Raw genomic sequence first — 23,556 nt, 5'->3', positions numbered from 1 at the left:
GACTTGAATCACCGTCATCTCGCAGAGGCGACCTGGCGGCAGTGCTTCCCCACCAGCCCGTCACCGAGTGCGCGGGAAGTCGGCGGGGCCGACTTCCCGTGCGGGGTGTGGGTTCAGGTGCGGGTGGCTTGGGTGCGGCAGTGGGTGAGGGCGTATTTGAGGCGAGGGTCGGGGTTGGGGGTGGTGGTGAGGAGTTCGCCGGCGCTGGTGAGGGTGGTCCAGTACTGGGCCGGGTCGCCGGTGCGGGGCAGGGGGTGGGTCGCGGCGAGGGAGAGGTACGCGGCGGTGAGGTTGCCGGTGGTGAACCAGCGGGTGAGGCCGTGCTGGTGGCCGGGACGGATGCCGCCCAGGGCCTCGATGGCGACCAGGAAGAGGTCGACGACGGCCAGGCCGGTGGCGTCGAGGGTGACGGGGATGTCGAAGACGCCGAGGGCTTCGAGGAGTTCGCCGGTGTCGGCTTCGGAGTTGGGGCGGGGGTCGGCGAGGAGGGCGTCGTGGCAGTCGGCCAGGCGGCGGGTGGTCTCGGCGTGGGGGATGTCGAGGGCCAGGCAAACGGCGCGGGCGACGGGCAGCGGCTGGTGGCCGAGGCGGGCAAGGAGCGCGTAGGTGGCGGCGGGAGTGGCGCCACGGGAGAGGGTGTGACGGGCGAGGGTCGCAAGGCTCATGGGGGTTCGGGCTTTCAGACGGTGACGAGCGCGGGGGCGGGGGCGGGGGCGATGTGGGCCCAGACGAACTTGCCGATGCCGCAGGGGCGGTAGGCGCAGCCCCAGCGCTCGGCGAGCTCGTTGACGAGGAACAGCCCGCGCCCGTGCTCGTCGTCCGGGGCCGCAACGTGGAGGGCGGGGTGCCCGGAGCTGGCGTCGTGGACTTCGATCCGCAGCCGGGAGTTGACGAGCGAGAAGCGGACCTCGATGTGCCGGTCGTCGGGCGCGTCCGAGTGCTGCACGGCGTTGGCGAACAGCTCGCCGAGGAGCAGTTCGGCGGTGTCGCCGTAACGCTCGCCCGAGGGCAGCCCGGAGAGGTACGCGCGCAGCACGTACCGGGCCAGGGGCGTGGATTCGACGCAGGAGTCGAGACGCGCGACGAACAAGCGGGGACGGTGGGTTTTGAGCATGGGAGTACCTCAGAGAGGACGGAGAGAGAACGTGCGGATGGAGCTCGGCATCACGCAGTGCTTGTCTGACGTGGCGCCACCCAGTGGCTGGCGTTAAAACTTGATCGCATGTACTGAGATCGCCGCACCGAGCGAGACCAGGCCAGGTCTGATGCGCACGTGGATGTGGCCCGCCGGAACCAAATCGCCATCCTCGCCGTCACAGCGGATGCCGGCCGCGGCCTGGAGCTGAACGCGGGTAGACGGTGCAGCATTTGTCACGCTCGAATCGTCGGGCAATCCGACGGGACGTCATACCGCGTTTGCGGGACGTTTTGGACATCTGACTGGTAGACCTTGAAACGTCCCTAACGTGGAAGGCCTGCCGGTGAACAGCCCACTCCGTGACGCAATGGCCCGTGCCAACATGACGTCGTCCAAACTCGCGCGTGTGTGCGGTGTCGACCCGAAGACTGTCGACCGATGGCTCGCGAACCCAGCGCGCGAGCCCCACGCCCGACACCGCTCAGCGGCCAGCCGGGCCCTCGGCGAGGAGGAAACCGTGCTCTGGCCGTCCGTACAGCAACTCGTGAAGTCGGGCCCGGATCGGGAGCTGGTGCAGATGTACCCGTACCGATCTGCAGCGCCGGCCGCGCTGTGGCGTCAGCTGATCAAGGGGGCAACCCGGGAACTGACGTTCGCTGGATACACCAACTACTTCCTGTGGCTGGAGCACGCGAACTTCGGCGGCTTGCTTCGGCAGAAGGCAGCGGCCGGCGTTCGGATCCGCTTCATCCTTGGCGAGCCCGGACACCCGGTCACCCGTCAGCGCGAGCTGGAGGAGGATGTCCCCCTGAGCTTGTCGACCCGGATCGAGGTCACCCTGTCCGAACTGGCCAAGCTGCGGGACACGTCGGTCGAGGCGCGACACGAGAGCGCGCACGTCTCACTCAGCGTCTTTCGCTTCGACGACGACATGATCGTCACGCCGCTGCTGCCCGGTAGGATCGGCCACGACGCCCCGATGATGCACTTCAGGCGGGCCCAGGACGACGGCGTGTTCGACCGCTTCGTCGGTCACGTCGAGGATCTGTGGACGAGAGGGCGTGACGTGTGGACGGTCTCGGCAGCGGAGGTGGCGAATCATGCCCAGGCGTGACTACGTGGACGACCCGGACGCCCCGAAGGCGAACTCGCTAGTCCCCGCCGCGTCCGTCATCGTGGTCGACGACGCGGGCCGCGTCCTGCTCCAGCGCCGCACCGACAACGGGATGTGGGCGCTGCCCGGCGGCAGGATGGACATCGGTGAGTCGCTCGCCGGGTGCGGCATCCGCGAGACCCGCGAGGAGACCGGCATCGACGTCGAGATCACCGGCATCGTCGGTACCTACACCGATCCCGGCCACGTCTTCGCCTACGACGACGGCGAAGTCCGCCAGGAGTTCTCCATCTGCCTCCTCGCACACCCCGTCGGCGGGGAACTGCAGGTGTCCGACGAGTCCCACGAGGTGGAATGGTTCACCCCGGCCGAAACAGACGCGCTGCCGATGGTGGCGAGCATCCGCAAACGTCTGACCGACTGGCGATCCGGGGCCATCCCCGCAGTGCGCTAGCCGCTATTCGCTCCGAACAGGTGAGCGCCGTCCCACAAGAGCGCAGGTGCCTCGGCCCCGCTGCCTGTCCGAGGCAGCGGGGCCAGCACATCCCAAGGAAGAACCGGCATGGCGATCGAGGCGGAGCTCAAGGCCGTCGTACGCGACCCCGAACTCGACGCCACGTTCATCGAAGTCGAGACCGCAGCGGCCGCCCCGGACAGCCTCTCAGCGGCACTCGACACCGTACGGGCCGTCCTGGCCGACCTCGGAATCAGCGAGGCCGACCTGACGACCGAGCTGTACACGGACCCGGTGGCCGCGGCCCGCACGTGAACCCGGCAACAGACCGCATCGTGCGCAGGAAGTCGGACCCGCCGACTTCTTGCGCGCGGAAGTCGGTCCACCACCAGGAAGCCCCCTCGTTCCGGCGGGCCGCGTCACGAACCGGCTCGCCAGGGCGAAGCCTGCGCGCCGGGTGGAAGGCCTGGTTTCATGCGGTGCTGAAGAACACCAGCACCCGACGACAACCGGAGGAGCACCGCGTGACCGTCGAACTCCGCCACCACACCACCCTCTCCCCCGAAGCCCGGCAGGATCTGCTGCAGGTCTACGCCGACGTGCGCGCCCCGCTGCTGCACCTGCCGAACTACTGCCTCGCCGCCTTCGTCGAACGCCTCGAGCGGCACACCGCCGACCCCGGCTTCGAGCTCGTCCTCGGCTACGACGGCCACCTGCCCATCGGGTACGCCTACGGCAACACCGTCGACACCGACGACCGGTACTGGAAGCGCATGGCCGACCCCCTCCCCCACGGCTTCACCGACGCCCCGGCCCTGGCCGTCAAGGAGATCGGCGTCCGCGCGCCCTGGCGCGGCACCGGCACCGCCCGCCGTATCCACGACGCGCTGCTGGCCGGGCGCGCCGAGGGCCGGGCCACGCTCATGGTGAACCCGCTCGCCGGGGACGGCAAGGTTCAGCGCGTCTACGAGACCTGGGGGTACCGGGCGTTCAACACCCAGCAGCCCACGCCGGATTCGCCCCGGCTGAGCGTGATGATCCGTCCGACTCGCTGAATCCCGTAGCCGCGCCGAGCGCCCCGGGCGGCGGCCCGGGGCGCTCGGCGCTTGCGCCGTCGGGGCTACTCGCGGGGGCGGGCGAGCAGGGCGGCGGAGGCCGGGTCGCCGACGCGGGTCGCGACCGCGCCCTTGACCACGCTCAGGGCGGCCGGCAGCGCCGCGACCGCCGCCGCCTTGAGCGCGCCGATCGAGGTCAGGTCGAACTTGTCGGCCAGCAGCAGGCCGAGGAAAGCCGCGGCGTACGTGGCGACGGTGCGCTCGACCAGGTCGAGAATGAACTTCTGCATGATCAGGACTCCTTCGTGATGGAGGCCGGTGTGGTGCACGGTCTGCGCGCGACGGTCGCGCGGGCGTTGCGTCGGGGTCGGCTGTCAGGGGTCGGAGGGCATGCGGCAGACGCCGCCGGGGAGTTGCCGCCCCTCATGTACACGTTCACGCCGCCGGATTCGACGACGGTCCGGCAGAAGAAAATCCGGCGGCCTCGCGCACACCTCAGAGGCCCGTCACTGAGGCCTCCCACCTGCCCGTCTACCCTGACGGGCATGACCGAAGCTCTGATGAACCGCTACCGCAAGGCCGTGGAACCGCTGCTGGAACCGGGCGAGCACCTGCTCGACCTCGCGACCGTCGTACCGGTGGCCGGGGCGCGCGGCGTCGGGGACGGGCTGGGCGCGCGGGTCGGCAACAAGCTGGGGCAACTCGGCGCGGTGGCAGGGCAGTCGGGCAGTATCGCGAGCGGCTTTCCGACGACCACGGGCGGGGCCCGGACCAGGCTGCTGGCCGTCACGGACCGCCGGGCCGCGTTCGTCACGGCGCTGGACGTCCGCAAGGCCGGCCAACTGGTGTGGCACGCGCCGCGGCAGCTGGTCCTGCGGGTGGAGCGGCGCCCGCGACTGCAGGCGATGGCGAGGTTCCGGCTGCACTTCGCGGACGGCTCCGCGGTGTCGCTGTACACGGCGCGGCGCCGCACGATCGAGGCCCTGGCCGATCACCTCGGACGCTGACCCGCCTCGACGCTGACCCGCCCCGGCGCCGACCAGGCGGTCCGGGCCCGACCACGAGGCCCGAACCGCCGTTCCCCGCCGCCGGCTTCGGGTGGACCGAGGCCGGGGCGGAATCCGGGAGAGACGGAGGGAGAGGGCCGGTCAGAGCCCGAAGTTCCAGTCGACGATCATCTGCAGCAGGTCCTTGCGCTCGTCCACGAAGTCCATCGCGATCACTCCGTAGTGCGCGCGCTGGGAGATGCGCGGCGTCAGGTAGTCCTTGATGGAGGGGTTGACGACCTTGGCGATCTGGTACGGGGTCTCCGGGAAGCTGCTGGAGCTGGCGAAGTGGAGGTACAGCTTGCCGTCGTCCTGGCCGTAGAACGCCGTGTCCAGCCCTTCCCTGACCCGCTGGACCTTGCGGCTGGAGCCGTCGTTCCACTGGTCCTGCAGCCAGATCCGGCCACTGTCCCCCCACCGCAGGGGGTCGTAGCGCCCGTCACCCCAGGTGAAGTCCGACATGATGGGGACGATCTTGCCGCGCACCTGGCCCAGGGTGGGCAGCCCGGTGGGCAGCGAACCGGCCTTGGGGAGCCAGAACCACGGCCGGTAGTTGCCCTTCCCGTCCATGCCGTCCATGTAGTAGTTGAAGATCTCGCTGAACCGGTAGTCCTGGCCCTCGGTGTACTCCTTCTTGACCCGCATGATGATCGTCTCGCGGGGATTCGCCTTCAGGAAGTCGATGCACAGGTTCAGCACGTCACCGAAGTTGATCTTCTGGTAGATCTTGTCGTGGTGGATGGTGAAGACGTCGCCCATCACCCGGCACCGGATGTCGAGGAAACGCACCCCCGCCGCGAGTTGCTGGGGGATGCGCCACTCCTGGCACTGGGCGAAACCGAAGGCGCCACCGTCGTAGAGCGCGCACGTCTCGTGGGTTCCGGGGATCGTCAGCTGCGACAGCTTCACGTTGTCGCCCAACAGCGACATCCACCTGTCGGTGGGGCGGTGGACGAGGCGGTCCGGGGCGGCGGAGGCCGGCGCGACCGAGCCGGCGACGCCCAGCGCACCGGTCGTGGCCGCGAGCGCTGCGCCCCTGAGCAGGGTCCTACGATTGATCGGCATGCAAGAAACCTCCGGGACGGGGCCCTGATGGTGGTCGGGTTTGAGGATCTTCCTCTCCGACTCCAACGGGTCGCCGCCCCAAGCCGGTTCATCGCCTACGATCGGCCCGCGGAGCGTACGCCGCCCGACCCCGCCGACGTCCGCCCGACGGCAGCGGCGGCAGCAGTGACGGCGGCGGTGACGGCGATGGCGACCGGTCGCAGAGCGGTCGCCACCATCGTGGCGCGCCCCCGCCCACCGGTGGCGAACGCACTCGGCAATCGGGCGGCCACGGAGGGGAGTTGAGTACGGCAGCGGATTGCGGCGCGGGGTGCGGGCGGGACAGGGTGTGGGCGCAGACGCGCGTGCGACCCGAGAGGACCCCTGCTGGTGAAGGCTTTCCTGGAGAAGGTGGCGACGAACCTCGTCTACCTCGTCGGCATGCTGGTGAACCCGCTCCTCAACGGCGCGCAGGAGCTGCGGGCGTCGAGCTGGCCCACCGAGCGGCGCAAGCTCAGGCTGATCAACTCGCCGACGGCGCGGGCGGCCCGGGCGGCGGAGCGGGAGCGGTTCCGGGGGCTGGTCGAGGCGCTGGGGGCGGTGGAGGGGGTCGAGCACGTGCTGACCCAGGTCCTGGACCAGTCCACCCGCCCGACCTTCCACGGCCTGGACCACCCCAGGGACACGCTGCTGGTCTGCCGGATCCACGCCCGCGCCTACTTCGTCGTCCAGGAGGACATCCTCGACGTCCTGCCCCGGATCGCCGCGGCGAACGTGGCCGACTGGCGGGCCCACGGCCAGGGGCCGGACCCGGAGGGGAGCCTCGACCACGCGCTGCGCTGGTACCGCGACGGCGGCATCGACGCCGACGGCTGGCGGATGCACTCCCCCTGCCTGTCCAGCCCCGGCGCGAAGCTGACCTGGGACCGGCCCGGCATCCCGCCCCGGGACCCGATCCCGGCGGGCCCGTACGTCAACCGGCTCTTCGTGCTGGAGCAGACCCCGCCGGACGCGGACGCGGCGCGGCTGCTGGCCGAGGCCCGCGCGGGCGGTCGGGGCACGGTCCTGGAGCTTGCGTTCGGCGCGAACTGGGTCGACCACTGCCAGTACCACAAGGTGGCGCGCGGCGGCTTCCTGGGGCGCGGACGGCTCTGAACGGGTGACGGGTGACGGGTTCCCGGCCCGGCCTGCGGGGCCGGTCCGGGCGCCCTCACCCGTTCAGCCGCGGCTCAGCACTGGGGGCGGCGGCCGTGGTTGGCCCCGCGCCTGGCCCTGGCCTTCTTCTTGCGGCGGCGCTTCGACGACATGGCCACTCCTCTCGCAACCGGGACACCCGAACCGGGACAGCCCCGGGCTACCACCGTTCCACACCCGGGCGAACCCGGCCCGTCGAGCGGCTTGCCGAGCGGCTTGCCGAGCGGCTTGTCGAGCGGCCCCGGGAGGCCCGTGCTCGGGCGCCATCACGCGGGCAGGTTCCCGTTGCCGCCCAGGTTCGCCACCATGCGGCGCAGCACGTTGACCGTGGTCACGAACTCGTCGGTGCCGATGCCCTCGTGGGCGCGCTCGTTGACCTTCAGGTTGCGTTCGCGGGCGCGCAGGCGCCCGGCCTCGCCCTGCTCGGTGAGGGTGAGGGCCCCGGCGGCGTCCTCGGTGAGCCAGCCGCGGGCGATCAGGTCGTCGAAGACGGCGTCGAAGGCGGTGTCCTGGTCGTCGTAGGGGGTGAGCCGCTCGATCAGGGCCGTGCGGGTCCAGCCGCCGGGGCGGCCGGCGGCGTGGTTGAGCGTCCACCAGTGCGGCTGGGTGAGGCCTTCCACCGCCAGTTGTCCGCGCAGGCCCTCCACCACCAGGAGGCGGTAGACCTGCCCGGTCCAGGCCCCGATGGGCTGGGCGGCGATGACCTGCGGCTCGTACGTCTCGATCGTCATGTCCGGTACTCCTTCGACTTCCCTGATCTGACCTGATCCGTCAGGACACGACCGACCGTAGGACCTCAAGTCGGCTTGAGGTCAAGGAGGATCCGGCGAGCCCGGCCCAGCGTCCGTCAACTCCCTTCTAGGCTGGCCGACATGAAGACCGCACCGGCGCTCGCCAGCGCCCTCGCCCTGTCCGCGGCCACCGTGCTCACCGCGGCCGCCCCGGCCTCCTCCATACCGTCCGGCGCCGACCCGCTGGAGCGCTTCCGCCGCCAGCCGCTCGCCTGGTCCGCCTGCCAGGAGCCGCAGTTGGCCGCCTCCGGCGCCGAGTGCGCGACCCTGACCGTCCCACTGGACTACCGCGAGCCGCGGGGCCGCACCCTCGCCCTGGCCGTCTCCCGGATCAGGTCCGCCGACCCGGCCGGGCGCCGCGGCATCCTCCAGACCAACCCGGGCGGCCCCGGCGAGCGCGGGCTGGACCTGCCGGTCGCACTGCGGGAGCGGCTGGCGCCCGGGACGGCGGCGGCCTACGACATCATCGGCATGGACCCGCGCGGCGTCGGCGCCAGCGACGGCCTGAACTGCGGGCTGACACGCGGCACTTGGCTACGCTCGACCGGCAGCACCGGAACAGGCTTCGAGCAGGCCTGGCGCCTGGCCAAGGCCGACGCGGACGCCTGCTGGACCAAGTACCCCGACCTGCTGCCCCACCTGACCACCCGCAACACCGCCCGGGACGTCGACGTGCTGCGCGCCGCGCTGGGCGAGCAGCGGACCTCCTTCTTCGGCCAGTCCTACGGCGCGCTGCTGGGCGCGGTGTACGCGCAGCTGTTCCCGCAGCGCGTGGACCGGCTGGTGCTGGACAGCGCCCTCAACCCGGAGCGGTACGGCGTCGGGGCGTTCCAGGACATGGCCGGCGCCAACGAGCGCGCCCTGGACGACTTCGCCGCCTGGGCCGCCCCGCAGGACGCCGTCCACCACCTGGGCGCCACCCCGGCGGCGGTGCGGGCCACCATCGAGGCGCTGGCGCGCCGGGCCGAGGCCGCGCCGATCGCCGTCGACGGCTTCCACCTCGACGGGGCCCTGCTGCCGGTGCTGCTCGCCGTCTGCCAGAGCGACGACCGCGACAACGCCACCTACGCGGAGGTGCTGCGCCAACTGCTGGACGCCGCCGACGGCAAGCCCGTCCAGGCGGGCCCGGCCCTGCACCAGCTGCTGACGATGCTCCTCACCCCGGACCCGGAGGCCGGCGCCGGCCTCTCGTCGACGATCGGCATCCTGTGCGACGACGTGGCGATGCCACGCTCGGCACCGTGGTACCGCGCCGCCGTCGAACGCTCCCGCCCCACCCAGCCGCTGTTCGGCCCGGTCTACAACGCCCCCACCCCGTGCGCCTCCTGGCGCAGCACCCCGCAGGAGCCGCCCGTCGAGGTCCGCAACGCCGTCCCCGCCCTCCAGCTCCACGCCACCGGCGACACCCACGCCCCCTACCAGGGCGCCCTCTCACTGCACTCCCGCCTCCCGGGCTCCCGCCTGCTCACCGTCCCGGGCCGCGTCCACACCCTCTACCTCAACGCCTACAACCCCTGCGCCGACAGCGCCGTCGACACCTACCTGTCCACGGGCGCACTGCCTGCCTCCGACACCGTCTGCTGAGCGGCGGGGGCGGCCATGAACGAGCCGTCCCAACTGTTCAGAACGGCCAGTCCTTTCCGAAGGTCCTCGGCCCAGACGTCGTCCATGGTCTCCGGGATCACCCGCCCCTCCGTGACCATGGCTTTCCGCAGCGCCTGGTCCAGCTCCGAACACCCGTGCTCCACACAGGCCTTGTGAAGCCGGACCAGGTGCTCGGCCGGCGCGAAGGCGGCCATCGCCGTCAGCAGACCCGAACGCGCCGGGCTCTCGTGACCCTCGCCGGAGAGCCAGTGGAAGAGGTCGACGGGATTTCGCAGCCGGGCCAGTGTCCGTTCGACGTCGGCACTGTCGTACACGCGGCGCATGGCGTCGAACTCGCCGACGAGGCGCATGACATCCCGCACGGAGTGGCCGCGCGCGATCTGTTCGATGAGGCGCTCGGCAGTCTCGTCCTCGTCGGCGTCCCGCAGGTGGACGATCGTCGTGCGGATCCCGGCCAGGCCCCCCGGGCTGCCGTTCTCCCAGAGGACCAGTTCGGCGTCCGTGACGCACACGAGCTGGTCGAGCGTCTCGACGTCCTTCTCGCGGAGCCTGAGGACGGCTCCTGCCTGCCGGATCTGGTGCTCGAGCTGTTCGATGCGTTCCAGCGCGAGATCCCGCTCCCCGGTCAGCACGCGGACCTCCTCCCGGCTGCGGATGTCGAGGTCTTCCAGCGCGCTCTCCGCCTCCTGCCGCCGCTGCCGCTCACCATCGAGTTCCTTCCGGAGATCGGCCAGTTCCTGGACGGCCCGGGCACGGTGACGGCAGAGGTCCTCACGGGCGGTCGCGAGCTCGAACTCGCGGGCCTGCAGCGGACTGCGCTCACAGGCCGCCGCATACATGGCCGCCCGGGTCCGCGCGAGCTCGTCGGCGTCGACCGGTTCCCCTTCGCGCTCGGCCACCAGCCGGTGGAGCTGGACGGCGATCTCCCGGCGCGGCACCTCCCGACCGTTGAGGAACTTCGACAGCCGGGTGCTGTCGACACGGATCCCCTCCCCGTTCAGCCGTTCGGCCAACTCCTCCGAGGTGAGGCCGATCCGCTCCCTCAAGTCCCGCAGGCGCTCCGCACAGCGCCGCTCCGGCTCCGACAGCCGCTCGTCCAGTGGGGCCAGTCCCCTCCGTACGGGCGCCTGGTCCCGTGTCACGCCGTTCCCCCTTCGCGTTGCACCGCCGGCAAGTTGCGCTCCCCCACCGCAAGTCGTGGTTGCGACCTGACACAACCACCGTGCGGACCATTGTGATGGGCGCTGTACCGAGAGTCGTCCCATCCACGGAGATCCCCATGCCCCGACAGCAACGCCCCGCTCGCCCGTTCCTGGAGTTCCGCGTGGGCGGCTTCCGCCTGACCCTGCGGTCCCGGCCCCGCCACCTGGCCGTCCTGCTCCTCGGCGGCCCGGCGGTCAGTGCCCTGACCGCCGTCCTCGCCCTGCGTCGTTAGTGGGCCCCTCCGCCGGCTCCCCTGCCCTCGGCGGTTCGCCGGGGGCAGGGGCAAGCGGGGCACGCGAGGCGCCCGTCAGCCGTGCGAGAAGGTGATCCGCGGCAGCGCCCGGGGTGTGCCGGGCGGCGGTGTGGCCGCCGCCCGCCGCCCGCCGCCCGCGCCCGCCCCCGCTAGCCGATGACCGCGTCCACCTCGACCTCCACCAGCCACCGCTCGTCGATGAAGCGCGACACCTCCACGAAGGTGGTGACCGGCCGGATGTGCGCGAAGCGCTCGCCGTGGGCGCGCGCCGCCTCCCGCCACTGGCTCATGTCGGTGAGCATGATGCGGGTCCGTACGACGTCCGCGAGCGTGGCGCCCGCCTCCCGCAGGGCGGCCTCGGCGATGTCGAGGCAGCGGACGGTCTGGGCGTGGACGTCGCCCTGGCCGGCGGTCGTGCCGTCCTCGCCGATCGGGGCGGTTCCCGCGACCGCGACGTAGTCCCCCTTGCGCACGGCCCGGGAGAAGCCGATCCGCGGTTCGAGGGGCGAGCCGGAACTGACTGTCTGTCGAGTGCTCTCCATCGGACCATGGTGCCGCACGGGGGTGCGCATCGGGCCGTGATCACGGGCGGGTCGGGCGGGGCCTTCGGTCTCATCCGCGCGGGTTACCAGCGCGGGCCGAATCCGCGGGGAGAGGAGACAAAGGAAGCCCGGCCCACTCCCCCGCACACACCCGCACGGAGGTACGGACAATGACCCAGAGCATCGCCAGGAGCGACACCGAGCAGGACGTGGACGCCGCCGCACTCGTCGCGAGCGTCGAGCAGGCGCTGGCCATGGCGCGCCTGCACCGGATCGCCGATCCCGAGGAGCGCCTGGCCTACTACGACAAGATCGTCCCGAAATACGTCTACAACCTCGGCATCGCGAACAACGTGCTCCTGTTCGACCTGCTGAACGAGCACGTCTTCTCCAAGATCAAGCTGACGGAGCAGGACGCCAAGTACGCGCTGCCGCCCTACGGCGTGCAGGAGCTGCTCGACCCGATCACCAGGTTCCTGAACCTCAGGTTCCCGGACGGGATCGACCCGAAGGAGGACGTGTTCGCCACAGCCGGCGGCTCGGGGGCCCTGGAGTGCCTGGCGTTCGGGCTGATCCACGGCGGGGTGCTGAAGCCGGGCGACCGGGTCATGCTGCCGGCGCCGTTCTGGCCCGGCTTCCTGTGGTGCTTCGAGCAGCGGCCCGGGCTGCAGTGCGTGCCCGTTCGCCTCGACGGGGACGACCGCTTCACGCTGTCGGTGCCCGCCCTGCAGAGGGCGTACGACGCCGCCTCCGAGCCCAAGCCCAAGCTCCTGGTCCTGACCAACCCGCACAACCCGCTCGGCGTCAACTACGGCAAGGAGCTGCTGGACGACGTCTGCCGGTGGGCGCTGGACAAGCAGATGCACATCGTCTCCGACGAGATCTACTCCTTCTCGCAGAGCACCGACACCGACGGCTTCCACAGCGTCCTGTCGACGGACGCCTACCGCACCGACCCCGCCCGCATCCACCTCGTGTACGGGCTGACCAAGGACTTCGGGCTGTCCGGCTTCCGGATCGGCTTCCTCGTCTCCAAGTCGAACGACGTCCGCAAGGTCATGCAGGGCGACGAGACGCTGAAGTCGCTGGCCTGGTTCGGCCCGCTCGACTCCCTCAAGAGCGCCTACGTGCGCAAGCTGTTCGTCGCCGACGACGGCAGGCCGAGCGACTTCCCCAAGACCCTCATGGCGGAGTACGCCAAGCTCCTCAGGAGCGCGTTCGACCGCACCGCGAAGAGGCTCCAGGCCAAGAAGATCCCGTACGTCGGCGAGAAGGAGAAGTCCCGCAACGCCGCCCAGTTCTTCCTGCTCGACCTGAGCGCCTACCTGGACAAGGCGTTCCCCCCGGACCTGGTGTCGATCAACCACGAGATCGACCAGCGCGAGGCCCTCCTGGGGGCGTACCTGGCGAAGGACGCGAGCGTCACCCTGCTGCCCGGCGGGGAGATGCACTGCCCCAAGCCCGGGTACTTCCGGCTGTGTTACACCGCCGACACCCCCGAGCACGTCGAGCAGGCCGTCGACAACATCGCCGCCTCGCTCGCGAAGCTCAAGCCCGCCAACGGCTGAAGCCGCCCCCCGGACCGGACACCCCGCACGGTGCACCAGGGCACCGTGCGGGGTGTCCTCCCGCACGCCGCCCGCGCCGCCCGATGATCAAATCGCTTGCGCCGTCCGATGATCTCCGTAGGCTGACGGACCATGGCATGCCGTATCAGTGAACTGGTCATCGAAGCCGCCGACGTCGAGCGGCTCGCCGCGTTCTGGAGCGAGGTGCTCGGCTACGTCGAGGTCGGCCGGGAGGGCGGCGGCTGCGTCGAGATCGGGCCGCCCGGCACCGGCTTCGGCGGCCCGCAGCCCACCCTCTTCTTCATCCCCAACAGCGCGCCGCGGCCCGGCAAGCTCCGGCTGCACATCGACGTCAACCCCACCGACCGCGACCAGCACGCCGAGCTGGAGCGGCTGCTCGCGCTCGGCGCCAAGCCCGTCGACGTCGGCCAGCCCGACGACGCCGGTTGGCACGTCCTGGCCGACCCGGAGGGCAACGAGTTCTGCCTCCTGCGCACCCGGCTCCAGCCCGTCTGAGCCGCCGTACGCCTCGGCCGTCCGACCGGCCGTACGCCTTCGACCGGCCGCCGTGAAGGCCGCTTCGCGCGCGGCTACTTCGCGCGCGGCTGGTTGAAGCGCAGCATGTTGCCCGACGGGTCGCGGAAGGCGCAGTCGCGCACCCCGTAGGGCTGGTCCATCGGCTCCTGGAGGACCTCGGCGCCGGCCGCGCGCACCCGCTCGAAGGTGGCGTCGCAGTCGTCGGTGCGGAAGATGACGCCGCGCAGCAGGCCCTTGGCGAGGAGTTCGGCGGCGGCCCGGCGGTCGGCCTCGGAGGCGTGCGGGTCGGCCAGCGGGGGCTCCAGGACGATCTCCACGCCGGGCTGGTCGGGCGAGCCGACGGTGACCCAGCGCATGCCCTCGAAGGCGACGTCGTTGCGCACCTCGAAGCCGAGGACGTCGCGGTAGAAGGCGAGCGCCCGGTCGTGGTCGTCGACGGCGATGAAGCACTGCGCGAGTTCGATGCTCATGCCCCTCACGCTACCGTTCGGCACCGCCCGCGCCCTGGGCTCCGTGAGCCCCCTCGGCCCCCCTGGCGTCCGGGCGCCGCACCGGGCGGGTGCGGACCTTGGCGACGCAGGCCGGGATCGCCGCGCCCTGCTCGTGGTCGCGGGCCCGGTAGGCGCTGGGGCTCTGCCCGACCAGCTCGGTGAAGCGGGTGCTGAAGGAGCCCAGCGAGGTGCAGCCCACCGCCATGCACACCTCCGTCACGCTCAGGTCCCCGCGCCGCAGCAGCGCCTTGGCCCGCTCGATCCGGCGGGTCATGAGGTAGCTGTACGGGGTCTCGCCGTACGCGGCGCGGAAGCTGCGCGAGAAGTGGCCGGAGGACATCAGCGCGGTGCGGGCCAGCGCCTGCACGTCCAGCGGCTGCGCGTACTCGCGGTCCATCCGGTCCCGGGCCCGGCGCAGCCGTACGAGGTCGTCGAGCGGCACCCGGCCGGCGGAGGACGACGAGGAGGACGGCGAGGACGACGGCGCGGGCGCGGGCGCGGACGAAGGCGCGGGCGAGGCCGGGGATGGGGGCGTGGGCGGGGGCGACACACCGGCCACCGTACCGGCCCGCACCGACAGGCGGTGTCCCCCGCCCGGCGCAGCCCGCTCGCGCCCGCCCCGCCGCGCCGACCACCCTGGGGAGGAACGATCACGGCGAGAGGGCGGCGGGTGGACAGCGACAGCACCTCCCCGCGCGCCCCCGGCAACGGGACGGTGGCGTTCGCCGTGCTGGCCGCCACCGCCGCCGTGGTGCTCGTCCAGGTGGTGGCCGGCGGTACCAGCTCCCGCCTGGTGCTGCTGCTGGTGTTCCTGCCCGCGCTGCTGGCGGGCCTGGGCACCGTCGCCCAGACGGTGGCCGCCGCGGCGTGGGTGACCGCCGTGATCGTGGTCCACTCGGTGCTGTACCCGCCCGGGGACCTGTCGGCCCGTCTGGGCACCCTGCTGGTCGTGATCGCCGCGCAGGCCGCCGTGATCGGCCTGTGCGCGCGGCGGGTGCGGCGCGAGCGGCAGCTGTCCCGGATGCGGCAGAGTGCCGTGGCCCTCCAGCGCCAGCTGCTGCGCCCGCTGCCCGTCACCACCCCGGACGTGCGGCTGGACGGGCTGTACCGGCCGGTGGAGGAGGACGCCATGGTCGGCGGCGACCTGTACGACGTCGCCCACACCCCGCACGGCACCCGGGTGCTGGTCGGCGACGTCCAGGGCAAGGGCCTGCCCGCGATCGGGACGGGCTTCGCGGTGCTGAGCGCCTTCCGGGAGGCGGCCTTCCGCGAGCCGCACCTGCCCGCCGTGGCCGACGCGCTGGAGGCGGCGGTGGAGCGGCACAACGCCTACGCGGTGCAGAGCGGCGAGCAGGAACGGTTCGTCACCGCCACCGTGCTGTGCGTCGGCGGCGACGGCGACGGCGACGGCGACGGCGACGGCGACGGGGGTAGCCCCGGCGGGAACGGCCACGGCGGCGGGGCCGGGGATGCCACCGAGGTGCGGGCCGTCAACTGCGGCCACCTCTCCCCCTACCTGCTGCGCCCGGACGGCCGCGTGGAGCCCGTCCCCCTGGACGCCGGGATCCCGCTCGGCCTCGCCGCCCTGGCCGGCCCCGGCGAGCCGCGCCCGGTACGGCGCTTCGCGCTGCCCGGGGACGGGGTGCTGGTGCTGCTCACCGACGGCATCACCGAGGCCCAGGACGCCTCCGGCACGTTCTACCCGGTCGAGCAGGGCCTGGCCGACCTCACCGCCGTCCCCGCCGACGCCCTGCCCGAGGCCCTCGACCGGCGGGCCCGGCGCTGGAGCGGCGGCCGCAGCCGCGACGACGTCACCGTCCTCGCCCTGCGGCGCGCCCCCGGGCACCCGGCCGTACGCCCGTGAGCACCCGGCCGTACGCCCCGTGGGCACCCGGTCGTACGCCCGCGAACGCCCGCTCGTACCCCCCGTGGGCACCCGCTCTGCGGCCGTCCGCCCCGTGACCCCCTGCTGCGGGCTCCACCTGCGGCGATCTAGGGTGCTGGCATGATCCCCACACCGATACCCGACCCCGAGCCCCGCCCGCTCGACGGCCCGACGGACGACTTCCTGACCGACCCCGCCCAGGCGCTGCGGGTGATGATGCAGGGCAACGCCCGGTTCGTCGCGGGCAGCCCCGAGCACCCCAACCAGGACGCCGGGCGCCGCGCGGCGCTCGCCCCGGCACAGCGGCCCTTCGCGGTGCTGTTCGGCTGTTCGGACTCCCGACTGGCCGCCGAGATCATCTTCGACCAGGGCCTGGGCGACCTGTTCGTGGTGCGCACCGCCGGGCACGTCACCGGCGCGGAGGCGCTGGGCAGCATCGAGTACGGGGTGAGCGTGCTGGACTGCCCGCTGGTGGTGGTGCTGGGGCACGACTCCTGCGGTGCGGTGGCGGCGGCGCTGGAGTCCCTGGAGCAGGGGCAGCTGCCGGGCGGCTTCGTCCGGGACGTGGTGGAGCGGGTGACGCCGAGCGTGCTGTCCGCCAAGGCGGCGGGCATCGAGGACAGCGACGGGATCGTCGACGAGCACATCCGCCAGACCGTGGACCTGCTGGTGGAGCGCTCGCAGGCGCTGGCCGCGCGGATCGCCGAGGGGAAGGTGGCCGTGGTGGGCCTGTCCTACCGGCTGCGCGACGGCCGGGCCCGGCTGGTCGCCGCCCGGGGGCCGGTGGGCTGACGGCGGGTCCCCTGCCCCGTCCTCGGGAACTCCGGGAACGTCCCGGAACTGGATGTCCGATCACCGCCAGCGCCCTCGCCCGGGCGGCGGCACAGTCGTGACCAGCAACGATTCGTTTCCCGAGTTTCCCGAGGACGGCAGTTCCCGTGCACAAGGTCATCGATCTCAAGGTCCTGTACTTCGGCACCCCCGTGGTGCTGATCGGCTCCCGCAACGAGGACGGCAGCTCCAACCTGATGCCGATGTCCTCGGCGTGGTGGCTGAACCAGTCCTGCGTACTGGGCCTGGGCGACAGCTCCCAGACCGCCGCCAACCTGCGGCGCGAGGGCGAGTGCGTGCTCAACCTGCCGTCCTCCGCGCAGGTGGACGCCGTGGACGCCCTCGCGCTGCTGACCGCCAACCCGCACATCCCCGAGTACCGGCAGCGCCAGGGCTACCGCCACGAGCGGCGCAAGTTCGAGGCCGCCGGGCTGACCGAGGTGCCCGGCGAGCTGGTGCGGGCGCCGCGCGCCGCCGAGTGCCCGGTGCAGCTGGAGTGCCGGGTGGCGTCGACGACGGCGCTGACCGGCAACAGGTGCACCGCCTTCGAGGTGACGGTGGTGCGCGCCCACGTCGAGGAGAGCCTGCTGGTGCCCGGCAGCGACCACTACGTCGACCCGGTCGGCTGGGACCCGCTGATCATGAAGTTCTGCGAGTTCTTCGGCGACGGGCAGCGCCTGTCCCCCTCCCGCCTCGCCGAGGGCTGGCAGATGCCCGGACGGCTGCCCGCCGCCGTGTGACGCGGCGTCCGCTCAGTCCTCGGCCCGCTGCTGCTCCCGCTCCTGCTTTTGCCGACGCTGCGGCTCCTGTCGGCGCCGCTGCCGGCGCCCCCGGACGCGGCGGCCGGCCGTGGTCGCCAGGCCGAGGACGAGCAGCAGGAGCAGCAGCGCGGACAGCAGCGCCTGCGCTGCGGCGGACACCGGCCAGTGCGCCCACGCGAAGACCGCCGCCGCGACGGCCGGGGGCACGGCGGCGCCCGCGATCCGGCGCACCGCCTCGCCGTCCGACCAGCTCGCCGGGCGGCCGCGCGAGGACCGCCGCAGCAGCGACGCGTACGTCAGCACGAAGATCGCCGCCACCTCGGCGGCCGTCAGCACCAGGGCCACCGCCGCGTCCACGGCCCACCCGGGCGCGCCGCTCACGGCCGTACGCCCCCGCTCACGGCCGAAGGCCCCGGCTCACACCCGCTCACGGCGCGACGGTGGCCCCGCAGGAGTCGCACACCCGGGTCGCGGGCAGTTCCAGGAAGCAGTTCGGGCAGATCGCCGGCGGGCGCGGCGGGGCGGCGACGGCGGCCTTGCGCTCCACCGAGGCACGCAGGCGCGGGGCCAGGGCGGGGATGCCGCCGTCGGCGGGCAGGTCGGCGCCGAAGTGCCGGTAGCAGGCCAGCCGGGCGGCGGCCGCGTGCTGCTCGCGGTCCATCTCCGCGGCCACCGGCGGCTGCCCGGCCACCGCCAGCACCTCCTGGTAGCCGGGGCCGACCTTGCCGTCCGTGGCATGCACCACCAGGGCCGTCAGCGGTGGGTCGCCGCGCCGGTGCGCCTCGCGGATCACCAGAGACAGCACCTTGCCGATCCAGTGCCGCTGGTTGATCCGGGTACGCACCCCGGAGGCCTCCTGCACCGCCTCGGCCAGGTCCTGGTAGCTGATCACCGCGTGGTAGCGGCCTGCCACCTCCACCAGAGCGGGATAGGCCGCCCTGGTCCACACGATGTGCGCCTGGGTGGCGCTGACCGCCGACCCGTCCGACGCTCGCCAGTAGCCGTGCTGCTGCTCAGTCATCCGCCCGCCCCTACCCGTTCTGTGTCCGTCTTGTCCGTGTCTGTCCCCCGCAGGCCCCCGCCGGGAGCGAGGCTACCCGGCCCAGGAACGGCACCCTCGGGCGGGGCCTCGCCTCGGGCGGGGCTTGACTTCAAGTGCTGTTGAAGTCGTGGAATGGGTCCCGACCGCAGCCGTACGGGCATCGCGGTCGATGCCCCGCCCGTACGGACCCGTACCGGGGCCGGGGTCGCCGTCTTCCCGATCGTGCCGACGGCGGCCCCGGCCCTCGTACACCCCCGCCCGCTCCCCCACCGGGCCCTCACCACAGGCCCGGGACCAGGCGCCTGCGGCCACGCGCGTACGCGCCGTAGCGCTCGCCCACCGCCCGCAGCAGGGCCCGTTCCTCCACCCGGATCCGGTGCACCACCCCCACCGTGACGGCCGCCGTCAGCGCGAGCAGGGACAGCCAGTTGCCGATCACCAGCCCGACCCCGGCGACGGCCAGCAGCACGCCGCTGTAGCCGGGGTGGCGCACCAGGCGGTACGGGCCGGTGGTGATCACGGGCTGGTCGGGGCTGGTGCGCACGGTGAAGGTGAAGTACCGGCCCACCGCGACACCCTCATCGGCTCCTCCCCCCGACCACCACCGTCCCCCTCCTGCGCACCACCGTCCGCCGCTTCCTCACTCATTACCTCCCCGCACCAGAAGTCGACCCCACCGACTTCCCGCGCACGCCGCCGCACCAACAACCACGCTGAACAGCTGATCCGTCGTACGACTCGCCGCACACCACGGCGTGGCGTCAGGTCCTGGGACCGGCCGGCCTACGTCTCCAGCCCGTTACGCCCGCCGCACCCTCCCGCCTACTGTCCCCGCCATGGATGTCACAGGGACTTTGGACGAGGCGCTCGAACGCCTGCACCACTCGGGGCCCGAGCGGCTCGGGCGGCTCACCAACCACGCGCCGATGGCCGTCGAGGCACTCACCGCCCGCGGACAGGCACGTGCGGTGCACCGTTGGCTCGACCTGTACGCTCGCAAGCTGGAGGAGTTTCCGTCCCGCGTCGAGCCGGTCACGACCGCCAACTGGCGTTCGGCACTCGGCGAACCGAGCCGCGTGGCCGACTGGATCGGCTTCTTCGAGCGCGAGGTCGCCGAACGTCCCTGGCCCGATGTGCTCGGCCAGTGGTGGCCCCGTCTCCTGCCCGGCATGTACGGCGGCTCCACGCACCCGGTGATCCGGGTGGGTCACGCCGTCCGCACGCTCCTGTCCGGCGAGATCACCGAACCCCGCCTGTCCGAACTCGCCCACGGCCTGGGCTACTGGGCCGCGCGCCACCGGCCCGTCACGGATCTCGCCCCGCTGGCCGGCGGCGACAGCGCGGCCGCCGCTCTCGACGCGGTACCGCCCATCACCGCCCAGGACGGCGGCTTCCCCACCCGGCTCGACCGCGTCGAGGCGCTGCCGGTATGGGCGGCAGAAGTGGTGGAACCGGCCGACGCACACCGCCGCCTCACCGAACTGGTGCGGGCGGCGACCCACCGGTACGCCACCCACGGCCACGGCGAGGAAACGATGCTCGTCCACGCCGCCACGGCTCCCAACGCCGTCCTGCGCGCTCTGCCCGCCCTCCCGCACGCCCTGTGGCCGTCCAGCCTGCGGGCCGCCTGGACGGCCTCCGCGGCGGTGACCGCGATGTACGCACCAGCCGCGGCTGTCCCCTGCACCCCGCCCGGCGGCCTCACCCCAGAGGAGGTCTTCGAACTCGCCCTGTCGCACGGCGACGAACACGTCATCAAGCTGACGGACACGGCCCTCGACGTCGGCGACGCACCAGCCCTGGCAGCCGCTCTGCGCTCCATGGAGCTGAGCGCTCCGATGAGATGAGAACGGAAGGGGCCCCGCACGCGCGAGAAGTCGGCCCCGCCGACTTCCTGTGCGCTGGCGCCACCAGAGGGTCCCGTACACACACGGCACGCCACGAAGCGCTCCGAACCGGCACCCCAACTACGCGCGAGAGGTCGGGCCCGCCGACGACTTCTCGCGCCGGGGCCGGCCCGGTCAGTGGGATGGGCGTTGTGGCGGGGGCACGGTGATCAGGGGGTGGAAGTGGGCGAGTTCGGCGGGTTCGTCGACGGGTTCGCCGTCGGCTTCGATCCAGGCGTGGGCGCGGAACGGCGCGGTGCGTACGCCGGTGCGCCACGTGGGCCAGGTGCCCCGGGTGCGGCACAGCAGGGTTGCGGCGATGGAGCGTTGGAGGCATCCCTGGCCGGCGCAGCGCATGCTGAGCGCGACCACGGCCTGTCGGGCGGCGAGTGCCTCGGTGCGGGTGGCGGGCCGGGCGCCGCGGCGCAGTACGAGCATCACCCGGCGGATCCGGGCCGGGGGAGCCGCTCGATCAGCCGGGCCGCGCCGATGGCGGCGAGCGCGGCGGGGCGCCGGCGCCAGGGCGGGCGGCCGGCCCGGGTGGCGTGGGTGTGCAGGCTCATCCGGTGACCAGCCCGGCGGCGCGCAGGTCCTGGTGCAGCCGCTCGACGTCGGTGCGTGCCCGGTCGGCGGTGACGGGGTGGCGGGCGGTGAGGTCGGCGGCGATCTCGTCGGCGGCCCGGCCGTCCAGCAGGGCGCGCAGGATGAGCAGTCCGGTGCGGTTCAGCTGGAAGTAGCGGCCGGAGCGTTCGTCCAGGACGACGGCGCCGTCGTCGGTCGGGGCGAGTGTCACGTCGGCGCGCAGCCTGACGGTCATTCAGATTCCTTCGGGGGTGGGGGTGGTGGAGTGAGTGCGCAGCCAGTGTTCGGCGGCGAGGGTCGCGTCCAGGGCCGCGTAGGGGGTGGCGGCCGGGTAGAGGCCGAGGCAGGCCCGGCGCAGCGTGTCGGGGTCGATCAGTCCGGCGCGGGCCAGGGCGCTGTCGTCGATGAGTGCGGCGAGTGCGGCGCGGTGGCGGGCGAGTCCCTGGTGGGTGTCCGGGGTGAAGTCGCCTTTGCCGGTGCGGCGCAGGAGGTCGGCGGGCATGTGCGGGGTGAGGGCTTCGGTGAGCAGTGGCTTGTACGCGAAGGGTGTGCCGCGGGTGGCGGAGTCGGCGGCCAGGCAGGCGTCGAGGACCTGGTCGTCCAGGTAGGGCGCTTCGTGGGGGATGCCGAAGTGTGCGGTGGTGTCGTTCAGTTGGCGTATGGCGGAGGCGCTGTGGCGGACCGTCTGCAGGGTCTGGTGCTGGGTGTGGAGGGGTGCGAGCGGTTGCGTGCCCTGGAGGGTGGCGAGTTGTTCGCGGATCAGGTCGGCGGTGTGGGCGGTGGCCCAGGGTGGCAGTCGGGGTTCGGTTCCCCAGCCGAGGAGTTGGGTGGCGGGTCGGGGCGGGTGAGGCGGTGGGCGGCGTGGGTGAGCCAGGCGGGGTAGGGGCGGGGGTCGGTGAGGGCGCTGAGGGCGTCGGACGGTTTCCAGCGCAGGCGGGCGCGGTGTCCGCGCAGGTGGCGGGCGGCGGTGGCGGGGTGGCGTGGGAGGAGGGTGCGCAGGTAGGCGGGGAGGGCTTGGAGGACCTCGTCGCCGCCTTCGCCGGTGAGTCCGAGCCGGGCGCCGTGGGTGGCGAGGAGGCGGGTGACGGCTTCGTCGCGGGCCCTGGTGCGGGTCCAGGCGAAGGGTTCGTCGCCCTGGGGGCCGGGGGTGTCGATGTCCGCGAACATCGTGGGGAGGTCTTCGGCGGGCAGGACGAGTCGGCTGCCGGGCAGGTGGCGGGCGGCGCGGTCGGCCCAGGCGGCGTCTTCGTGGTGCGGGTCGAGGGAGCCGAGGGTGACGGTGAGCAGGTCGGCGGGGCCGGTGGCGGCGAGGAAGCACAGGGGGGTGGAGTCGAGTCCGCCGGAGAGGTCGGCGGCGACGAGTCCGCCGTCGCGGGTGCGGGCGGCGACGGCCCGGTGCAGGGCGTGGCCGAGTGCGGCGGCGGCTTCGGGCCGGGGCCGGGTGGGGGCCGGCGGCTGCCAGTGGGCGTGGGTGCGGGCGGGGCGGCCGGGGGTGAGCAGGGCGGTGTGGTGTGGTGGCACGGGGGTGATGCCGGGCCACAGCGGCAGGGTGTCGGCGGGGTGGGCCAGGCGCAGGGCGAGGCGTTCGACGCAGGGGGTGAGGCCGGCCGCGGCGGCGAGGGTGTCGGCCCGGTCGGCGAGGACGGGGGTGCCGTCGATCTCGGCGAGATGGAGGCGGCGCAGGGCGGACAGGGTGCCGCGGGCGGCGACGGTGCCGTGCACGGTGGCGATCAGGTGGAAGCTGCCGGCCAGGTCGGCGGCGAGGGCGAGGGCGTCGTACGGGTCGCGGATGCGTGCGGCGTGGCGGCGCAGGTGGTGGGCGTCGGTGTCGCAGGTGCCGAACACGGCGAGCGCGACGGGCCCGGCCTGGGCGGTGGCCGGCTGGCCGTCGGGCCAGTGGCCGAGGATCCAGGGGCGTCCGCTGGGGTGGTGCAGGGCCCGGTGGTCGACCGTGCCCCACACCGCGGCCACCGCGGTTCCGGCTTCGGTGTCCGGCAGGACGACGAACCAGGTCCGCCGGTGACCGCTCACGGCCCGGTCCTCAGGGGATGAGGTAGTAGCCGTGGACGTCGGACTGGTTGCCGAAGTCGAAGCCCCGGGTGAGGTCCGCGAAGTCGCCGAGTTCGATCAGCATCGGGGGCTCGTACACGTCGTCGTCGGTCATGGCAATGTCCTCTCGTTCGCGGGGAGTTGGACACGGTCGCCGGCCGGCGGGACTCCACTCTTCCCTCCCGGTTCGCCGACGGACAAGCGTCGTCGGGGGCTTCGGCCGGATCCCGACGGCCCGCGTGGGAGTGGTCGGCGGCGCTGACGGGACTGGTGGGCCCCGGGGTGGCCGGGCGGCGGGGGCGGCGTGGGGTGCGGCCGGTTTCGGCCAGCCTGGGGCCAAGTGGTGTAGACCTGTCCGGTGTCAGGCGGGTCCGACACCCGACTCCGGGACGCCGGGCCCGCGCGGGGCATTTGGGCGGGCGGCGACGCCGCCGCGGGGGGGGGGGTGGGGGGGGCCGCGCGGGCCCCCGGGGGGGGGGCCCCCC

32 protein-coding genes are annotated in these 23,556 nt (G+C 73.0%); 14 read left to right on the top strand and 18 right to left on the bottom strand.

The genetic code is table 11. From position 1 onward, the window contains the following. Positions 1-113: 113 nt before the first annotated feature. Positions 114-665, bottom strand: coding sequence for a hypothetical protein (locus ACGF13_RS26550; RefSeq protein WP_392879455.1), 552 nt, complete (start codon positions 663-665; stop codon positions 114-116). A gap of 14 nt (positions 666-679) precedes the next feature. After that, positions 680-1,090, bottom strand: a complete 411-nt coding sequence (locus tag ACGF13_RS26545) for an ATP-binding protein (protein ID WP_392879452.1) — start codon at positions 1,088-1,090, stop codon at positions 680-682. A 376-nt stretch (positions 1,091-1,466) separates the two neighbouring features. Between ACGF13_RS26545 and ACGF13_RS26540 the strand changes: the two genes are divergently transcribed. From ACGF13_RS26540 to ACGF13_RS26525, 4 genes are all read left to right on the top strand, one after another. After that, positions 1,467-2,252 carry an XRE family transcriptional regulator gene (locus tag ACGF13_RS26540; protein WP_392879450.1) on the top strand — a complete coding sequence of 262 codons (786 nt, stop codon included), beginning with the start codon at positions 1,467-1,469 and terminating at the stop codon, positions 2,250-2,252. Then, positions 2,239-2,706 carry an NUDIX hydrolase gene (locus ACGF13_RS26535; RefSeq protein ID WP_392879447.1) on the top strand — a complete coding sequence of 156 codons (468 nt, stop codon included), beginning with the start codon at positions 2,239-2,241 and terminating at the stop codon, positions 2,704-2,706. The genes ACGF13_RS26540 and ACGF13_RS26535 overlap by 14 nt, the downstream gene beginning before the upstream one ends. 108 nt (positions 2,707-2,814) lie before the next feature. Beyond that, positions 2,815-3,021 carry a hypothetical protein gene (locus ACGF13_RS26530; RefSeq protein ID WP_392879444.1) on the top strand — a complete coding sequence of 69 codons (207 nt, stop codon included), beginning with the start codon at positions 2,815-2,817 and terminating at the stop codon, positions 3,019-3,021. A 209-nt stretch (positions 3,022-3,230) separates the two neighbouring features. Beyond that, entirely contained in the window at positions 3,231-3,761 is a 531-nt protein-coding gene (locus tag ACGF13_RS26525; RefSeq protein ID WP_392879442.1) for a GNAT family N-acetyltransferase, read from the top strand. A gap of 65 nt (positions 3,762-3,826) precedes the next feature. Here ACGF13_RS26525 and ACGF13_RS26520 read toward each other — a convergent pair whose 3' ends face one another. After that, positions 3,827-4,051, bottom strand: a complete 225-nt coding sequence (locus ACGF13_RS26520; RefSeq protein WP_392879439.1) for a holin — start codon at positions 4,049-4,051, stop codon at positions 3,827-3,829. A gap of 255 nt (positions 4,052-4,306) precedes the next feature. Here ACGF13_RS26520 and ACGF13_RS26515 point away from each other — a divergent pair, with 255 nt between their 5' ends. After that, the gene (locus ACGF13_RS26515) at positions 4,307-4,768 is read left to right on the top strand and encodes a hypothetical protein (protein WP_392879436.1); all 462 of its coding nucleotides are present in this window, start codon (positions 4,307-4,309) and stop codon (positions 4,766-4,768) included. Between the two features lie 141 nt (positions 4,769-4,909). On the opposite strand, the gene ACGF13_RS26510 is transcribed toward ACGF13_RS26515, so the two are convergent. Then, the gene (locus ACGF13_RS26510; protein WP_392879433.1) at positions 4,910-5,872 is read right to left on the bottom strand and encodes a phosphatidylinositol-specific phospholipase C; all 963 of its coding nucleotides are present in this window, start codon (positions 5,870-5,872) and stop codon (positions 4,910-4,912) included. A gap of 369 nt (positions 5,873-6,241) precedes the next feature. Between ACGF13_RS26510 and ACGF13_RS26505 the strand changes: the two genes are divergently transcribed. Next, on the top strand, positions 6,242-7,006 hold the full coding sequence (locus ACGF13_RS26505; RefSeq protein ID WP_392879431.1) for a hypothetical protein: 765 nt from the start codon (positions 6,242-6,244) through the stop codon (positions 7,004-7,006). A 305-nt stretch (positions 7,007-7,311) separates the two neighbouring features. Here ACGF13_RS26505 and ACGF13_RS26500 read toward each other — a convergent pair whose 3' ends face one another. Next, positions 7,312-7,776, bottom strand: a complete 465-nt coding sequence (locus tag ACGF13_RS26500) for a MarR family transcriptional regulator (protein ID WP_392879429.1) — start codon at positions 7,774-7,776, stop codon at positions 7,312-7,314. A 141-nt stretch (positions 7,777-7,917) separates the two neighbouring features. Between ACGF13_RS26500 and ACGF13_RS26495 the strand changes: the two genes are divergently transcribed. Next, entirely contained in the window at positions 7,918-9,420 is a 1,503-nt protein-coding gene (locus ACGF13_RS26495; protein WP_392879426.1) for an alpha/beta hydrolase, read from the top strand. Here the strand turns inward: ACGF13_RS26495 and ACGF13_RS26490 are convergent. Beyond that, a complete protein-coding gene (locus ACGF13_RS26490; RefSeq protein WP_392879424.1) occupies positions 9,375-10,706 on the bottom strand; it encodes a helix-turn-helix domain-containing protein in 1,332 nt (443 codons plus the stop codon). The genes ACGF13_RS26495 and ACGF13_RS26490 overlap by 46 nt on opposite strands. Positions 10,707-10,720: 14 nt before the next feature. Here ACGF13_RS26490 and ACGF13_RS26485 point away from each other — a divergent pair, with 14 nt between their 5' ends. Then, positions 10,721-10,876: a hypothetical protein gene (locus ACGF13_RS26485; RefSeq protein WP_392879421.1), complete on the top strand. Its 156-nt coding sequence runs from the start codon at positions 10,721-10,723 to the stop codon at positions 10,874-10,876. A gap of 170 nt (positions 10,877-11,046) precedes the next feature. On the opposite strand, the gene ACGF13_RS26480 is transcribed toward ACGF13_RS26485, so the two are convergent. Then, positions 11,047-11,439, bottom strand: a complete 393-nt coding sequence (locus tag ACGF13_RS26480) for a RidA family protein (protein ID WP_392879418.1) — start codon at positions 11,437-11,439, stop codon at positions 11,047-11,049. Positions 11,440-11,609: 170 nt separating this feature from the next. Between ACGF13_RS26480 and ACGF13_RS26475 the strand changes: the two genes are divergently transcribed. Both ACGF13_RS26475 and ACGF13_RS26470 read left to right on the top strand, forming a co-directional pair. Continuing rightward, entirely contained in the window at positions 11,610-13,007 is a 1,398-nt protein-coding gene (locus tag ACGF13_RS26475; protein ID WP_392879416.1) for a pyridoxal phosphate-dependent aminotransferase, read from the top strand. A gap of 132 nt (positions 13,008-13,139) precedes the next feature. Beyond that, positions 13,140-13,523: a VOC family protein gene (locus ACGF13_RS26470; protein WP_392879414.1), complete on the top strand. Its 384-nt coding sequence runs from the start codon at positions 13,140-13,142 to the stop codon at positions 13,521-13,523. Between the two features lie 74 nt (positions 13,524-13,597). Here the strand turns inward: ACGF13_RS26470 and ACGF13_RS26465 are convergent, their stop codons facing one another. Together ACGF13_RS26465 and ACGF13_RS26460 are read right to left on the bottom strand one after the other, a co-directional pair. After that, positions 13,598-14,014, bottom strand: coding sequence for a VOC family protein (locus ACGF13_RS26465; RefSeq protein ID WP_392879411.1), 417 nt, complete (start codon positions 14,012-14,014; stop codon positions 13,598-13,600). A 10-nt stretch (positions 14,015-14,024) separates the two neighbouring features. Next, a complete protein-coding gene (locus ACGF13_RS26460) occupies positions 14,025-14,432 on the bottom strand; it encodes a helix-turn-helix transcriptional regulator (protein WP_392879685.1) in 408 nt (135 codons plus the stop codon). Positions 14,433-14,705: 273 nt separating this feature from the next. Here ACGF13_RS26460 and ACGF13_RS26455 point away from each other — a divergent pair, with 273 nt between their 5' ends. From ACGF13_RS26455 to ACGF13_RS26445, 3 genes are all read left to right on the top strand, one after another. Beyond that, positions 14,706-15,899: a PP2C family protein-serine/threonine phosphatase gene (locus tag ACGF13_RS26455; protein WP_392879409.1), complete on the top strand. Its 1,194-nt coding sequence runs from the start codon at positions 14,706-14,708 to the stop codon at positions 15,897-15,899. A gap of 234 nt (positions 15,900-16,133) precedes the next feature. Beyond that, positions 16,134-16,712, top strand: a complete 579-nt coding sequence (locus tag ACGF13_RS26450; protein WP_392879682.1) for a carbonic anhydrase — start codon at positions 16,134-16,136, stop codon at positions 16,710-16,712. Positions 16,713-16,858: 146 nt separating this feature from the next. Next, entirely contained in the window at positions 16,859-17,491 is a 633-nt protein-coding gene (locus ACGF13_RS26445) for a flavin reductase family protein (RefSeq protein WP_392879407.1), read from the top strand. Positions 17,492-17,503: 12 nt separating this feature from the next. Here ACGF13_RS26445 and ACGF13_RS26440 read toward each other — a convergent pair whose 3' ends face one another. The 3 genes from ACGF13_RS26440 to ACGF13_RS26430 form a co-directional block, all read right to left on the bottom strand. Continuing rightward, complete coding sequence (locus tag ACGF13_RS26440) at positions 17,504-17,893, bottom strand: hypothetical protein (RefSeq protein ID WP_392879404.1); 390 nt, start codon at positions 17,891-17,893, stop codon at positions 17,504-17,506. A gap of 46 nt (positions 17,894-17,939) precedes the next feature. Beyond that, a complete protein-coding gene (locus ACGF13_RS26435) occupies positions 17,940-18,533 on the bottom strand; it encodes a hypothetical protein (protein ID WP_392879401.1) in 594 nt (197 codons plus the stop codon). Positions 18,534-18,831: 298 nt separating this feature from the next. Further along, positions 18,832-19,122 carry a methyltransferase family protein gene (locus tag ACGF13_RS26430; RefSeq protein ID WP_392879398.1) on the bottom strand — a complete coding sequence of 97 codons (291 nt, stop codon included), beginning with the start codon at positions 19,120-19,122 and terminating at the stop codon, positions 18,832-18,834. 268 nt (positions 19,123-19,390) lie between these two features. Here ACGF13_RS26430 and ACGF13_RS26425 point away from each other — a divergent pair, with 268 nt between their 5' ends. Continuing rightward, on the top strand, positions 19,391-20,401 hold the full coding sequence (locus ACGF13_RS26425; protein WP_392879395.1) for a questin oxidase family protein: 1,011 nt from the start codon (positions 19,391-19,393) through the stop codon (positions 20,399-20,401). A gap of 174 nt (positions 20,402-20,575) precedes the next feature. Here the strand turns inward: ACGF13_RS26425 and ACGF13_RS26420 are convergent, their stop codons facing one another. The 6 genes from ACGF13_RS26420 to ACGF13_RS26395 all read right to left on the bottom strand — a co-directional run bounded on the left by ACGF13_RS26420 (position 20,576) and on the right by ACGF13_RS26395 (position 23,186). Continuing rightward, positions 20,576-20,878 carry a lasso peptide biosynthesis B2 protein gene (locus ACGF13_RS26420; protein WP_392879679.1) on the bottom strand — a complete coding sequence of 101 codons (303 nt, stop codon included), beginning with the start codon at positions 20,876-20,878 and terminating at the stop codon, positions 20,576-20,578. Beyond that, positions 20,878-21,003: a hypothetical protein gene (locus tag ACGF13_RS26415; RefSeq protein ID WP_392879392.1), complete on the bottom strand. Its 126-nt coding sequence runs from the start codon at positions 21,001-21,003 to the stop codon at positions 20,878-20,880. Before ACGF13_RS26415 ends, ACGF13_RS26420 begins: the two co-directional genes overlap by 1 nt. Further along, on the bottom strand, positions 21,000-21,257 hold the full coding sequence (locus ACGF13_RS26410; RefSeq protein ID WP_392879389.1) for a lasso peptide biosynthesis PqqD family chaperone: 258 nt from the start codon (positions 21,255-21,257) through the stop codon (positions 21,000-21,002). The genes ACGF13_RS26415 and ACGF13_RS26410 overlap by 4 nt, the downstream gene beginning before the upstream one ends. After that, positions 21,258-21,713, bottom strand: coding sequence for an asparagine synthase-related protein (locus tag ACGF13_RS26405; protein WP_392879677.1), 456 nt, complete (start codon positions 21,711-21,713; stop codon positions 21,258-21,260). Positions 21,714-21,781: 68 nt separating this feature from the next. Continuing rightward, positions 21,782-23,053 carry an asparagine synthase-related protein gene (locus ACGF13_RS26400; RefSeq protein WP_392879386.1) on the bottom strand — a complete coding sequence of 424 codons (1,272 nt, stop codon included), beginning with the start codon at positions 23,051-23,053 and terminating at the stop codon, positions 21,782-21,784. 10 nt (positions 23,054-23,063) lie between these two features. Further along, complete coding sequence (locus tag ACGF13_RS26395; RefSeq protein ID WP_392879383.1) at positions 23,064-23,186, bottom strand: lasso RiPP family leader peptide-containing protein; 123 nt, start codon at positions 23,184-23,186, stop codon at positions 23,064-23,066. Positions 23,187-23,556 lie beyond the last annotated feature (370 nt).

This window comes from Kitasatospora sp. NPDC048286 (assembly GCF_043201735.1).
GTDB lineage: Bacteria > Actinomycetota > Actinomycetes > Streptomycetales > Streptomycetaceae > Kitasatospora.
The sequence above is the reverse complement of the archived record's forward strand: the minus strand, read 5'-3'. Positions and strand labels throughout refer to the sequence as shown.

Excerpts from the sequence above, each read along its gene's own strand:
- ACGF13_RS26550 (WP_392879455.1), bottom strand. The coding sequence starts at position 665 with ATGAGCCTTGCGACCCTCGCCCGTCACACCCTCTCCCGTGGCGCCACT.
- ACGF13_RS26535 (WP_392879447.1), top strand. The coding sequence starts at position 2,239 with ATGCCCAGGCGTGACTACGTGGACGACCCGGACGCCCCGAAGGCGAAC.
- ACGF13_RS26530 (WP_392879444.1), top strand. The coding sequence starts at position 2,815 with ATGGCGATCGAGGCGGAGCTCAAGGCCGTCGTACGCGACCCCGAACTC.
- ACGF13_RS26520 (WP_392879439.1), bottom strand. The coding sequence starts at position 4,051 with ATGCAGAAGTTCATTCTCGACCTGGTCGAGCGCACCGTCGCCACGTAC.
- ACGF13_RS26515 (WP_392879436.1), top strand. The coding sequence starts at position 4,307 with ATGACCGAAGCTCTGATGAACCGCTACCGCAAGGCCGTGGAACCGCTG.
- ACGF13_RS26510 (WP_392879433.1), bottom strand. The coding sequence starts at position 5,872 with ATGCCGATCAATCGTAGGACCCTGCTCAGGGGCGCAGCGCTCGCGGCC.
- ACGF13_RS26500 (WP_392879429.1), bottom strand. The coding sequence starts at position 7,776 with ATGACGATCGAGACGTACGAGCCGCAGGTCATCGCCGCCCAGCCCATC.
- ACGF13_RS26495 (WP_392879426.1), top strand. The coding sequence starts at position 7,918 with ATGAAGACCGCACCGGCGCTCGCCAGCGCCCTCGCCCTGTCCGCGGCC.
- ACGF13_RS26490 (WP_392879424.1), bottom strand. The coding sequence starts at position 10,706 with ATGGGACGACTCTCGGTACAGCGCCCATCACAATGGTCCGCACGGTGG.
- ACGF13_RS26485 (WP_392879421.1), top strand. The coding sequence starts at position 10,721 with ATGCCCCGACAGCAACGCCCCGCTCGCCCGTTCCTGGAGTTCCGCGTG.
- ACGF13_RS26480 (WP_392879418.1), bottom strand. The coding sequence starts at position 11,439 with ATGGAGAGCACTCGACAGACAGTCAGTTCCGGCTCGCCCCTCGAACCG.
- ACGF13_RS26475 (WP_392879416.1), top strand. The coding sequence starts at position 11,610 with ATGACCCAGAGCATCGCCAGGAGCGACACCGAGCAGGACGTGGACGCC.
- ACGF13_RS26470 (WP_392879414.1), top strand. The coding sequence starts at position 13,140 with ATGGCATGCCGTATCAGTGAACTGGTCATCGAAGCCGCCGACGTCGAG.
- ACGF13_RS26465 (WP_392879411.1), bottom strand. The coding sequence starts at position 14,014 with ATGAGCATCGAACTCGCGCAGTGCTTCATCGCCGTCGACGACCACGAC.
- ACGF13_RS26460 (WP_392879685.1), bottom strand. The coding sequence starts at position 14,432 with ATGGACCGCGAGTACGCGCAGCCGCTGGACGTGCAGGCGCTGGCCCGC.
- ACGF13_RS26450 (WP_392879682.1), top strand. The coding sequence starts at position 16,134 with ATGATGCAGGGCAACGCCCGGTTCGTCGCGGGCAGCCCCGAGCACCCC.
- ACGF13_RS26435 (WP_392879401.1), bottom strand. The coding sequence starts at position 18,533 with ATGACTGAGCAGCAGCACGGCTACTGGCGAGCGTCGGACGGGTCGGCG.
- ACGF13_RS26425 (WP_392879395.1), top strand. The coding sequence starts at position 19,391 with ATGGATGTCACAGGGACTTTGGACGAGGCGCTCGAACGCCTGCACCAC.
- ACGF13_RS26420 (WP_392879679.1), bottom strand. The coding sequence starts at position 20,878 with ATGCTCGTACTGCGCCGCGGCGCCCGGCCCGCCACCCGCACCGAGGCA.
- ACGF13_RS26415 (WP_392879392.1), bottom strand. The coding sequence starts at position 21,003 with ATGAGCCTGCACACCCACGCCACCCGGGCCGGCCGCCCGCCCTGGCGC.
- ACGF13_RS26410 (WP_392879389.1), bottom strand. The coding sequence starts at position 21,257 with ATGACCGTCAGGCTGCGCGCCGACGTGACACTCGCCCCGACCGACGAC.
- ACGF13_RS26395 (WP_392879383.1), bottom strand. The coding sequence starts at position 23,186 with ATGACCGACGACGACGTGTACGAGCCCCCGATGCTGATCGAACTCGGC.